The sequence below is a fragment of the Bacteroides mediterraneensis genome (assembly GCF_025993685.1).
GTDB lineage: Bacteria > Bacteroidota > Bacteroidia > Bacteroidales > Bacteroidaceae > Phocaeicola > Phocaeicola mediterraneensis_A.
This window is the reverse complement of record NZ_DAJPEN010000001.1, coordinates 1,217,196-1,230,519: the sequence shown is the minus strand read 5'-3', so window position 1 is coordinate 1,230,519 and position 13,324 is coordinate 1,217,196. Positions and strand designations below refer to the sequence as shown.

Below are 13,324 nucleotides of genomic sequence, written 5' to 3'. Positions count from 1 at the left end.
TTACGGGACTTTTTTCTATTTATCCGGTGGACAACCGAAAGACATTCAAATGCCCACTTCAGACAAAGTTCCGTTACAAAATCGTTACAGGAAAATCGGGAAAATCTTCTGTAACGATTTTCGATGTAAGTCCTTGATTTGTCGCTCATTGACGTTCAAATGTCTGCTTGTAACCCAATTATTAATTATTCCTTTGCAGAGGGAAGTCATTACACCCACTGTAACGGAGCTAAATTAAAAAAAGAAAAGAATCAGGTAAACAAAGACGAAACAATTCGTACTTTTGCATACAAGAGTTTGAAGGTTACGCAACACACAGAAAATAAAGTAGCTGATAATTAATTCGTAACTTATTACTACTATCTTAATTATGGATTAAAAATAACAGATATTTAATATCGAACGAATAATGTGCATACATAAATTTCAAAATATCATCCTTTTGCTGATGACTATTGTGGTATTTGCCGCTTGTGACAGAAATACTCCAATATTGGAGCAGATGGATATGGCCGAGAATCTTATGAATACCAAGCCTGATTCTGCCCTTACCCTATTGAAAAACATTCCGGTTACAAACAGGAAAAGTAAAGAGATAGCGGCAAGGTATGCATTACTTAAATCCATGGCATTGGACAAGAACTATATTGATACAACGACTTTCGATGTCCTTCAACCGGCTATTGATCATTATCTCAAAAAAGGTTCTCCTGACGAAAAACTTCGGACATATTATTATCAAGGCAGAATATATCAGAATCAGGGTGACGATGATTCTGCCATGCAATCTTTCTTGAATGCTATAGAATTGAGACAAAAAGTAACGGATTCATTGGTACTTGCTCATACTTTTGTTGCACAGGGTACGTTGTATTTTAAACAGTATAAAACAAATGAATTTATTCGGAATAATCTGGAGGCAGCAAAGTTATACGGAGTCATTGGCAAAGATATCTTTGAAATCAAGAGTTATACGAATGCACTTGATGGTTACATCATACTGAATGACAAATCAGCAGCTGATAGTCTCCTATCCATTTGCCAGTCTTTAGTAAAGAAGCATCCAAACGGTGAGGCTTATCTGTTCTCCTCCTACCTGTCTTATACAATAAATTTTGGTTCGCCCAAAGAGATAAAAGAGCTCTTAACTGAATATAAGGATATAGAACTAACGAATGATGATGCCATGAATATTGCCCAAGGATATTCAAAAATTGGAGAGTATGATAAAGCAATGAATATTCTTGCGGGAATAAGTCCTGCTGCGTTCACCATGAATTCATTAAAATATGCTTCGGTGAAATTTAATATTTTGGATGAGCAAGGCAAGTATAAAGAAGCACTACATTCATATAAAGAGTTTTCTGCTATGCTTGAGCGTTATCAGAGTGAATTAATATTTCAAAAAACTCCTATGATTTTTTAGCGGACACTAATGATACACCATTATGTTAAAGAATTTGTTTTATATCTGTTTGTTTTTTTTGTTCTGTAATACATCAGCAGCACAAAATTTTTTAAGTATCGTGGATAGCTGCCATTATTATCTGGATAAGCAAGATACTATGTCGTTTAATAAGACCTACATCAGAATTCTTGATGCTTATGAAAAAGAGTATGATGCAGAATTATATTCTATCGGTAAGGAATTAGAAGAGATGAGAATCGAAGATCAAAGTATAAGGCTGTTATTGATTGATGCTTCGAAGAAGAAACGGAATGTGGATAAAATAAGAAGGATAATGGACGGCATAGACCGGAGAAATGCTGTCAGAGTTACTGAAATCATTGACCAATACGGTTGGCTTTCTCCCGATGAGATTGGCTATGAGGCAAACGAGGCTCTGTTCCTTTGTATTCAACATTCCCAAGATTCTTTAATCCAGAATAAGTATCTACCTATACTGAAAGAAGCTGTCCAAAAGGGTACGGCTAAAGGTTGGCAATATGCTTTTCTGACGGACAGGTGCCTTATGAATCAAGGACAAAAACAAATTTATGGGACGCAGAGAATAACCAGGAATGGAGTTGATTATCTGGTCCCTCTACAAGATATTGATAAGGTCGATTCACTCAGAAAGGAAATAGGGCTTGAGCCTTTGAGTGAATATATGAAAGATTGCGGACTTAAAAACGGTTGGAGCAAAGAGTTTTACAAAAACAATATAAAACTACATGAATCAATTTTTAATTCATGGTTTCAATCGTTCAAGCGGAAGAAAGATTCTCATTAGTATTCCGAAATCAGCCTCAAATCGGCAGCGAAGCCCACGGCCTCAGTGAGGCGTTCTGTGCTGACGGAGTTCAGAACTATCCTGCAGGGTAGTGAAAAAGTCTCGCGAAGTATGTAACTTTACAGTAGAAAACTAATAAACATCATACAATGAAGAAGAAGAATATTAGAATTGCAGTGAAAGTTGCTTTATCCCTTTTGATTCTTTTGATATTGGGATTTATCGGATTGGTCATTTATGCAAAGTATTTCTATAATCGGGATGTAAAAGTAGTCTCTTATTATGCCGATGAACTATGTATTGGGAAAGAGGATTTTAAAGCGGAATTTGAAGAAATCTATCAAATTACCCTGGACGAGTACTCATTGTATCCTTCCAAGCATTTGCACATGGATAGTTTGCATGAAGAGTATTTACGACGAATAGAAAAAGAGGCAAACACACCTGTTGATTTTGGCAAGTTATTGAAAGAATATTTTGCAGCACTTAAGGCAGGGCATGCATCCGTTTATCTAAACGATTATACGGCCAATTATGCTCCATCGTATATTGAAGGAAGAGTTTTTATTGATAATCCTAATTCATATATGTGTGAGAATGGATTCCAAGATAAAGATGAAATTGTGAGTATAAATAAAACTCCGGTTGCAGAATGGATTGCCACGAATGAAAAATATACTCCTGCTTCTACCGAAAAATGCCGAAGATTGATGACCGCCCGTAAGATATTTCGTTCTTGGAGCGATACTACAGCAACCTATCAGGTAATTCGAAATCAAGATACGGTGAGCCTGACGCTCAATCTGAAAAAAGCATCTGCCTTTCATGAAAAACAAAACCCTACTGTGGAATGGACGGTATTACAGGATAGCATTGGATATATTCGCATATTGTCTATGATGAATCCGGTTGTTGATGAATTTGACAGGGCTTATCAACAGATAAAAGACTTTCCAGATTTGATAGTGGATGTCCGTGAGAATGGAGGAGGAAACAGTGGAAACGGTAAAAAAATATGCGAGTACCTCATCCATAAGCCACAGCCACATTGCGTATCGCCGGATTGGGAAATAACTCCTCGGAAAGATTCATATAAGGGTAAATTATTCCTTCTGACCAGTACATATACCTTTTCTGCCGCTGAAAGTTTCACATTGGATTTAAAAGAAAGTGGTGATGTGACAATTATCGGTGAAGGGACTGGTGGGGATACGGGAAATCGTCCGCGTACATTCCATACTACGAATGGAATTTATTTTCGTTTACCGACAAAAGAGGCATCTTTGTCACCACACGGATTCCCGATGGAGGGAAAAAGTATCATGCCTCATTATGAAGTTTGTCAGAAAGTAAATGATTTTATGAAAAACCGTGATACGGTATTGGAGTTTGCCTTAAAAATGATTGGTACTAATAATCAGTAATGAACTTGAGCAGGCATTTGTAGTGAAGCTTGACGGTATTGGCATTTTATTCAAATCCGGAAAAACAATCTGAGTTTATTATGTGGAATTCAGGGTATATAAAATGTCATTCAATCAAATTTGTTTCTGCTTTCCGAAAGCCTTAATTTTGCATGACTTCTACATCAAACAATCATGGAAAATTATATGGCAAAAGCAGCGGATGCCTTTCTGACAGGGCGTCCGTATAGCATACGTCTTGACTTCAAACACAAGGGCTTTGCTCTTTTCAACTACAACATGAACGAGCTTGGCAACCATCTTCCAGGCAGATTGGAGACACTTCCGCTGGAGGATTTTGACGTGGAGGATATTCCACTGTGCGGGGAACGTATTGTCCGAAAGAAAAACATAACAGACATCTTCTTCCATGACGAGAAGAGCAACCCGTATTCGGACAACCGGGTGGATATGAAGAAACTGAAAGCATACAACAAATACATCTATCCGCTTTCACTTATTCTGAATAGATAGAAATCTGTAAAATGGCAACAAAAAAAAGACTTGGCTCCATATAAAACAGGGGCTGTCTCAATTACAATTCTATTGAACTGAGACAGCCCCTCATCATTTATCACTTCAAAAAGGTCATTCCACTTTCTTCAAGGATTCGGCCACATATTCAAATTTACCGGCAGCTATCACCTTGTACTGAATCGTCCAGGTTACCGTAGCACTACCATCGTAAATTCCAAAATTAATCGTATAAATCACGTCGATGCCGTCCACCGGAGTGACAGAACCGTAAAGTGCTTCCAACGCATGCGGGAAAGCTTCCGGCAGACGCTCCCACATCAGTTTCTCAATGTCTGCATCACTCATGTCATTGTAAGTACCCTGGCCTTTCCATGCACTCACACGGAAGTCAAAATTATTCTGATAAGCTGAGCCACCATAATAATAATCATTGTTGCCATACCCTGTGACATATTTAGGATAATTTTCCTTTACCCAATCTGTGATTGCCTGATAGAAAGCAGAGACTTCTGCATTTCCCTTCTCTACCGGCAAATCGATTACCGTGCTGGGGTCATAGTTCCACTTGCCATTTGTCAGCACAAACTGATTAGTGAGTACCTGCACTGTAGTAGCGGCCCATTTGCCAGCCTGCATCATATAAGTAGCACATTTCACACTGTTACTCTTTCCGTCATAGTACTTGTAGGCCACCGTATACTGATCTTCTTCCTGTGCATAAGGATAGCGTTGTGACAGGTAAACAGGCAAATAATTGTCGGGAGCCATGGAGCTGTCCAAGTTTCCATAGTTGCTTCCCATAGCCTTATAGTCTGCCGCATCCAAAGAAAGAGCGCCGGTAAACAGTTTCCAGTCGGTTCCATTGAACTGGAAGAGGTCACTCACTTGAGTCGATTTCAAATCGCTGGTACCTGCCGCCTTTTTCACTACCACATTGTCAAGTTGCACAGTAGTCGTAGCATTCTTTGAATTGCCGTTGTAACGGAATGCAAAACAAACTTTCTTGCCGGCCAAGGTAGAAAGATCATAGTCACATACATTAGCCAATGTACCATAAGTTCCATCGGGAACCGGTATGTTCACGGCAGACGTGATGTCTGTCCACGTAGCGGCAGCAATGGCTTCTTTTGTAAAATCTTTCAGATTCTCACTGTAGAGCACTGACAGACGGCCACCCTCTGCCTTATAATTTCCATAACAAGCATCAAAAGTAAGTCTCATCCCCGATTCGATGGCCACAGCCGGCGTAATCATGTAAGACTCCAACTCACCGTCATGCTTAAAGGCACTCTGCTGTATGTAGAGATTGCCACTGTACGATTTAGCCTGCCAGGCATACGTACCTACGGTTGTCACATTATGCCATCCGTCAATGGCCACATTCTCACCGTTCGTCTGTCCGTCGAATCCCTCGCTCAGAGCCGGAGCGTCCCCGCTCGGTTCCTGTTCCGAATAATTGTAGTCCACCAGTACCATGTCTCCTTCCGCAGCAGCCGGATAATTTGCTTTCAAGATATCCGGTACATGCTTGGAAGCACTTTCCGCAGGAGTGAAGAACGAATTCTTGGCACCACCCCATGCCGTTTCATAGTCCTCATTGCTGACACTATAGATAGAGGCTGCATTAAGCGCCTTCTCCGTAGCAGTAGATGCCCTCCGCTGGTTATAAGTAACCTTGATTGCAGAACCGTCATCCCCCGTATACCAGGTAGCTGCCAGAAAAGCAGGAATATATTCCGTGCCCGGCAATTCATCTGTAAAGGTCAGTGAGGTCTTCAGTGCCGACAGCTCACCGGCAAGGCCGGCAGCTTCGGCAAGCGCCTTGTTGGTACTGTTGTTGGCAATTGTTGCATAATCTGCATCCGTCAGAGTATAGTCTTTCTTAAAGACATTGGTAGGGCGGGTCATTTCGTCCAGTCCCTCAAAGTTATCTTCATTATAATCGCAGGCCCCTAACATAAGCAACGATGCCATTGCGGGGATTATATAGTTTCTTTTCATAAATTCCACCAACTTTAGAGATTAAAAATTAAGTTTCAGTCTCACGCTGTAAGTACGGCCCCATGCGTAGAACACACGGGCATCCTTCCAGGTATGTGAAGCACCGTCAACGGCATCCGTGATATATTCCTGATTGAATACATTGTCGATGTTACCATAAAGTGTCGCACTGATTTTTCCGATGTTGAAACGATATCTGGCGCTCAAGTCGAAAACATTTGCATCCGGCATCTTCCATGGATCGTCATACGACTTCTCTCCGTTGGCCACCAAATCATTGGAGTTGAACGACCATTCCGCATAGTTCCGGCCATAATAGTTCCAGTCCACACCCACGCTCAGGTCTTTAGTAATCTTGGCATCCAGTCCCAGAGCCGCAGTAGTCTGAGCCGAGTTACCCACTTTCGTACCATTCAGATGGATGGTCATCGAAGCATGGTCTTCGGCCTGAATGCCGGAAGCATGTGTAATCTGTCCCTGGTTTGTCCAGCTCTTTACAGGCTGTCCGGTAGAATCATAGAAATAACCCTTGGCATCACAGTCCCAACGCCAGAAACCCATAGAGAACATACCACGCACATCCAGCCAGTTGAACGGTTTCGCCACGAAATCCAGTTCCACACCCTGATGAATCGCATTGACTCCACTCATGTTGATGCTGATACGGTCTACAAAAACACCTTCCTCATTTTTCAAATCGATACCACGGCTCATGGTCTTGTTCATCCACTTGGTGTGATACAGGTTCAGGTTTGCCGTCAGGAATTTGGAACGGAAGCCATAACCCAGTTCCGCCGAGAACACTTTCTCATTCACCGCATCCGGGTTGGTCAGGTTACTTGTAGTAGACTGCAGGAAAGCGCCTCCCGAGAAGAAAGGAGCACGGCTGATGTAACCGACATTGGCAAACAGGTTGTGATTTTCAGTCAGGTTGTAGTTCAAACCACCTTTCACTGTCCATCCCAGGAAATTGACAGTTTCTGATTTTGCATGAGCCGCATCATAGTAGAAGCGGTCGTAACGCCAGTAACCCGTATTTGAAATAGAACCGGCCACAAACGCACTCAGCTTATCCTTATTGTATTCAGCCTGTGCAAAGACCCCTTCCTGCACCGTATATCCATCGTAATCGCGATAAACCACATCACCTACCTGCAGCTTCTGATTGACGAAAGCACTGCCGGCAGCCGCAGCGGCATTGTTGGCCACCAGCACATTCTGGCGAGAAGAAGAGTCCACAAAATAGTCGCCTCCATAAAGGTCGCAAAGTTCATTGGTATGTACACCTTTATAATAACGGAAGTCTACACCCCCATAAAAGTCGATATTCTTACCGAATTTCGTCGTATAAGTAGAAAGCAAACCAATCCAGGTATGTTTGTTGTAAGACTTTGACATGGCCATTTTGGAACCGTTCTCGCTTTCCTGATTCAATTTATAAACCTCGTCGTAAGCAAACGTTCCATCCTCGTGACGGAAAGTCGTATTCAACGTACCATAAGAAGCACCGTACCAGTTACTCCGGTCGGTCGATTCCAGTCCTTGTCCGGCATATCCATATCCATTACCGATAGAAGCATAAAGCGCTGTACTCAAAGATGATTTTTCATCAATCTGCCACAAATGGTTCAATGAAAGCTGAGGTTTATGATAGGCATTGCGGGCAGACGTTTTTCTTTCCCCATTCAAGCCATAGCCATAAGTAGGGTTATACTTATATGGACTGTCCCCGTTCATATATTTCTTGGCAAGTGTCTGCCAGCCTTCGATGGTCAGTCCGTCGTTGTTGTTGCGCTGGTTGTGCCACTGGGGAGCTCCGAAAGCCGTAAACGACAGCTGATGATTGTCATTGATACGCTTTGCAATGTTGATGAACCAGTTGTAAGCTTCATATTCCGTACCCTGAATATATCCGTCAGCCCAAGTCTTGGCACCCAGCAGTGTCAAGGCCCATCCCGACTTGCTCATACCTGTCGACACATTGAACATGATTTTATTGTATCCGTCATTTCCCATCGCATAAGAGACGGAACCCCCTTTTTTGGCCTCTACCGAATTGGTCACAATATTGATAGAACCACCTACTGAAGGAGCTGACACTTTGGAGGCTCCCAAACCACGCTGCGTCTGCATGCTGCGGGTCACGTCAGAGAGTCCGGCCCAGTTGGACCAATAAACGCCACCCCATTCCATGTCGTTCATCGGCACACCGTTTATCATCACCGCAATGTTCTCCGACTCAAAACCGCGCATATTGATACGAGAATCACCGAAACCTCCTCCCTGTTTGGTGGCGTAGACTCCAGGCGTGGACTTCAGAATTTCCGGAAACTCCTTTGTCCCGAGTTTCTCTTCAATGAACACCGGCGCCACTGTCGATACAGCCACCGGAGTTTTACGGGCAATGGCCACCGAAGAAGTAACGACGACATCGTTCAACATCACGGCATCCGGCTGCATTTTAATCACGCCCAAATCTACAGAAGTGCCCTTCCGGGTAATCTTCTGCTTCAGGTCTTTGTAACCTACATACTTGAACACCAATGTAGAATTAGCAGCCACACTTTGCTTGAAGTAGCCGTCAATGTCGGTCACTGAACCTTGTGACAGACCTTCCACTATAACGGCGGCACCTACCAAAGGTTCGCCCGTCTCTGAGTCAACAAGCTGACCTTTCACTGTAGTAGTCTGAGCGAAAGCAGACACACTGCATACAGCCATCACAGCCATCAACAGGAAATGAATTAGGTTTCTTTTCATAATTCTGTTTTTAGTTAAAAGAATAGTGTTAATTGAACATTAATAAATGTTTCTTAGTGCAAAGATAATGAATATAATTCAAATAAATATTATATATACACAAGATTTTTCAAGAAAGACAAAACTTTCCTTTATCAATTTGTATATGCCTCCCTTACATTTTTAACGTTTTTCTTTTTCCAGAACAAAGCTTTCCTTATATTTACACAAACAATTAAATCTGAACCTACATGAAAAATAAAATGACCCTACTGGCATTGGCCGCCACCGCATGGCTGGCCACCGCAGCAAACACGCCTGTTCCCAGAAGCGTAGAGAACCCCTTCATCGAGTCGGCCAACACCATGACGCTCGACATTGCGAAAGTAGAACTGAGCGACACAGCCACGGTGCTCTATACGGACGCCTATTTCCGCCCGCACTACTGGATTAAAATCAGTTCCGAATCTTACCTGCAAGCCGACGGCAAGAAATATGCCTTGAAAGGTACGCAGGGCATCGAAGCCGATTCTCTTTTCTGGATGCCCGAAACGGGAGAAGCCTCCTTCCGGCTGAGCTTTGAACCCCTCCCCCGCGACACACGCTCGTTCGACTTCATCGAATCCGATTGTGACGAGTGTTTCAAGCTGTTCGGCATCGACCTGACCGGAAAAACGGAAGCCACCCTGCCGTCCGACATTCCGGCCGAAGTCATCCGTGCGAACGAGGCCGTACCTTCTTCCCTTCCCGCTCCCCTGTTCAAGATGGGTGAGACCGTGGTGCACGTCCATCTTGCAGGCTACCGGAAGGAACTGGCAAAGGAAGTGAATCTCTATGTCAATACCCTGCTGAACGGCCAGCAGTCTTACACCGCCCCCATCAATGCGGACACGGGTGAGGCTGAATTCAAGTTCTGGCAGTACGGTTCCGCACAGGCTTTTGCTCTTGCAGGAATAGGAGTAAACAAGTTCTGGCTGGCTCCAGGCGAAGAAATTGACTTGTATATCGACATGCACCAAAGCGGACAGATGCTCATGGACCGCCGGACGCAGGAGAAGCAACTTCCTCCCTTCAAGAGTACGCCGGCATGCTACGCCACAGGCACATACGCTGGACTGACCTCTCCCGCACTGTATCCGGATACACCTTATAGCATGGAGCTTTATTCAAGGGAATTTGCCGACTACAAGATGACGGCCGCCGAATATACCCAGCATGTCGTCCAACTTTACCAGTCACTCTCCGACAGCATCGCACAAAGCAGCCTGCCACCGGTGGGCAAAGAACTGGCCCTGCTGAAATTGAAACAGGAAGCAGTGGGAGCCATGGCGCAAGGCGACGCCCTCCGTACCTATAATTACCGGATGATACACAATCAGTGGGACCGCAACAAACCGCTGGACCTGAAGATTGACTCACTGACGGCCGAAAACCGCGCCGCATTGTGCAAGCTCTTCCCTATCGCCGACGAGCAACTACTGATGGGAGAAAATATCATGTACTATGCTTCTTGTTTCTCCAACCCACTCATTGCCTGGCCCGAGGAAGCGGGACTGAAAGGCACCTTCGCCGAAGACCTGCAACGGGTCTTTCCCTTGGTACAGAAAGCCGCGAATATCTCACTGACAGAGGCCGACCGGCACACGCTTGAAGGCGTACACAACCCGTTCTATCGGGATGCGATTCTGAAGATGCAGGAAAACGCACAGGCTGCACTCAAAGCGGTAGAGGGAAAAGCCGTCATCGAAAAGACACCAGACGTGCCTGTGGACAAGCTCTTCGAAGCCCTCATTGCCCCCTACAAGGGAAAAGTCATCCTGGTGGATTTCTGGAACACCTGGTGCGGGCCTTGCCGCATGGCCATCCGTGCCAACGAGCCGCTGAAGGAGCAGGAACTGAAGAGCGACAACCTGGTATGGATTTACCTTGCCAACGAAACGTCTCCCCTCGTCGCTTACAAACAGGCAATTCCGAACATCAAGGGGAAACATTTCCGCCTGAACGACGAGCAATGGAAATATCTCTGCGAGCAGTTCAAGATTGACGGTATTCCTTCGTATGTGCTGGTGGACAAGTCCGGACACTATCAGCTCCGCAACGATTTCCGCAACCACGAAGTCATGAAGGATACCTTGAAGAAAATGATTGAATAACCTCAAGTGTATCGAAGACGAAAGCGGCACATGCCGTAAATAGCCGAAAAAAGCCAACCCATTCACACACAAAACAAGGTGAACGGGCTGGCTTTTTTCTTTTGAGCGGCCAAAGAGTCACCCGCTTTGAAGGCCGTTTCAACACACAAAAGCAACCTTACTCACTTTCAAGCATAAAAACGGGAGCCTCGTGGATTTATCTTAAATAATAAGGTTTATGATAAGAGCAATAAGCAGAACCGTCGGTTGCCCGTTCTGTACAATTAGGATAGATACATTGGTGGCTCCCTAATATCATGTCCAGAATGGTTGAACACGAAGAGACTAGCAATGATACGCCCAAGCCTATCAACAGAATCATCATTTTCTTTTTCATGTCAGTTAATATATACAATCGACTACATTGATGCGCTCTACCCTACTTTATCCACTCCCGCCCCAGACTCAAGGTGCAGAGCGACTCGATGCGGATAGTGAAATTTCCCAGGCTGTTGGGCACATAAGGATACAAATCCGGATTCGTGCTGGAGTACGGGAGGTACTGCACCTTCATCTCCCGGATGGTACCCCGCTTATCGTAACGGCCATCGTTGTTGTCTACCATGTAGAGGGTATCAATCAGCCCGTTCTCATCGAACTTCACCCCCCATAGCGTTACAGCATGGGTAGACCAGGCTCTTCCGATATTCACAATAAACAAGATGCCCTGCTGCGAAGACAATGCCTGCTTGATAATCGCATTGAAGCGGTCGCGCATCAAATCCATGCCCACGTATTCCGCGCCCAGCGAATGGGAACCCAGCTGCGTACGGAAGAATCCGGCATGAGAGTCCGGCTGGTCAGTGTCATACAGCTTCCGATGGAACACCCCATTGAAGAACCAATTGATGGCTTTCAGCGGATAGTCCCCCCGATTGGGGAAACGGTTCTTGAACAGCTGGAAGACCTCGCTGTGCAGCATGTCGGCAGGTACCGCCTTCGGTCCCTTGTAGGCTTTCACAGCCTCCGTTTCACTGTTCTGCTGGAGCCACCAATGAATCAGGTTCGAAGTGGCCGCCGCCCAACACATCAGTCCGTCACCACGGGCCGACACGTCCGAAGGATTCACCTTGTTGCAGTCGAACCATCCACAGCCCTCCGTCCAAGGCAGCTGGGTACGGTCCACGCTCCACTGTCCGTCGGCAGGCTCCTTCACCCCATATACCCAGCGGGTGGTTCCCGCAAAGGCATCCGGTGTGTTTCCCTTTTGCAGGTTCAGCCGATACACTGTTTCCTTCCCTGCCTCCAAACGCTCGAACGGCTTCCCGTCTACAGTCTCAGGTACCTTCACCGTAGTTTCCTGTCCGTCAATACGGATGCGAATCCAGCCCTCGGCACGTAACGCCTCCGTCTCCTGCGGAGATACCAAAGCCATCCACTCCCCATCGGTCTGACGGGCCATCTTCACCCATTGATAATCAGACTGATTTTTCAGATTCCCATCGGACAGACTGAACGGAAGCTGGCAAGGCGTATACACCTTCACTTCCGCCTGCTGCAACTGTTCTTTGGAATACGAGGCATCCTTGCTCTCCAGCACCAGACGCAGCCGATGAAGCGCATGCTTGAAATGCAGCTGCACTTTCCCGCCCGCCTGCACACGGGCCTGTGCCCGCAGCAAATCCGAACGGCGGTATCCCACTTCCTGCTGGTCGGCAGCCAGCGCATGGGAATAATCGGAGGAAGACTGACTGCCCTGATGCAGACGAAGCGCAGGAGCCACGTGCCAGGCTGTAAACTCCACGTCCTCTCCCACTTCCGCCCAGTACAGCTCGGGCATCCACTTCCCGTTCGACAACCGAAGCGTGTAGTGCTGTGTGCGTCCGTCCTTCACATTGCGGGCATACACCACCACCGTATCTCCTTCCTCAAAACGGCCACTCCCGTCGGCTTTCATCGCGGCCCGCGAGCCCTCCAGCAGCATATCCCAGTCCACCCTGCCGGCTGGCGGTTGTTCCGTCCCGCTCTCCGGCAGATTCCTGTTACACGAAGTCACACAAAGCGTCCACAAAGCCACATTCACCAAAGTGGCGAGAAAGAAGATTTTTTTCATTCGGTTAAATTAAAGAGTATGTAATTTAAGTCTAGTTTGTATGAATATACAACAAGAAAAGCCTGAAAAGGATTTTGCCCGACTCCAGATTTTAATATTAATTAGGAGATTCCTCCGAACGGCTGCCTCTAATCGCTGCAAGCTCCCGGCAGAAATACCTCATCA

At 45.5% G+C, this 13,324-nt stretch carries 8 protein-coding genes; 5 read left to right on the top strand and 3 right to left on the bottom strand.

What is annotated here, in order from left to right; translation table 11 throughout:
• Positions 1–448 precede the first annotated feature (448 nt).
• The 4 genes from OIM59_RS04860 to OIM59_RS04845 all read left to right on the top strand — a co-directional run bounded on the left by OIM59_RS04860 (position 449) and on the right by OIM59_RS04845 (position 4,171).
• The gene (locus tag OIM59_RS04860) at positions 449–1,426 is read left to right on the top strand and encodes a tetratricopeptide repeat protein (RefSeq protein ID WP_299172065.1); all 978 of its coding nucleotides are present in this window, start codon (positions 449–451) and stop codon (positions 1,424–1,426) included.
• A 22-nt stretch (positions 1,427–1,448) separates the two neighbouring features.
• Positions 1,449–2,234, top strand: a complete 786-nt coding sequence (locus tag OIM59_RS04855; protein ID WP_303895454.1) for a DUF6624 domain-containing protein — start codon at positions 1,449–1,451, stop codon at positions 2,232–2,234.
• 149 nt (positions 2,235–2,383) lie between these two features.
• Complete coding sequence (locus OIM59_RS04850) at positions 2,384–3,658, top strand: S41 family peptidase (protein ID WP_303895452.1); 1,275 nt, start codon at positions 2,384–2,386, stop codon at positions 3,656–3,658.
• A gap of 174 nt (positions 3,659–3,832) precedes the next feature.
• Positions 3,833–4,171, top strand: a complete 339-nt coding sequence (locus OIM59_RS04845; RefSeq protein ID WP_303895449.1) for a hypothetical protein — start codon at positions 3,833–3,835, stop codon at positions 4,169–4,171.
• Between the two features lie 114 nt (positions 4,172–4,285).
• On the opposite strand, the gene OIM59_RS04840 is transcribed toward OIM59_RS04845, so the two are convergent.
• Both OIM59_RS04840 and OIM59_RS04835 read right to left on the bottom strand, forming a co-directional pair.
• Positions 4,286–6,175, bottom strand: coding sequence for a choice-of-anchor J domain-containing protein (locus OIM59_RS04840; protein WP_303895446.1), 1,890 nt, complete (start codon positions 6,173–6,175; stop codon positions 4,286–4,288).
• Between the two features lie 21 nt (positions 6,176–6,196).
• A complete protein-coding gene (locus OIM59_RS04835) occupies positions 6,197–8,935 on the bottom strand; it encodes a TonB-dependent receptor (RefSeq protein ID WP_299172051.1) in 2,739 nt (912 codons plus the stop codon).
• A gap of 230 nt (positions 8,936–9,165) precedes the next feature.
• Between OIM59_RS04835 and OIM59_RS04830 the strand changes: the two genes are divergently transcribed.
• Positions 9,166–11,067 (top strand): thioredoxin-like domain-containing protein, encoded by a 1,902-nt coding sequence (locus OIM59_RS04830; RefSeq protein ID WP_303895444.1) that lies wholly within the window; start codon positions 9,166–9,168, stop codon positions 11,065–11,067.
• 418 nt (positions 11,068–11,485) lie between these two features.
• Here the strand turns inward: OIM59_RS04830 and OIM59_RS04825 are convergent, their stop codons facing one another.
• The gene (locus OIM59_RS04825) at positions 11,486–13,159 is read right to left on the bottom strand and encodes an IdeS/Mac family cysteine endopeptidase (RefSeq protein WP_303895442.1); all 1,674 of its coding nucleotides are present in this window, start codon (positions 13,157–13,159) and stop codon (positions 11,486–11,488) included.
• Positions 13,160–13,324 lie beyond the last annotated feature (165 nt).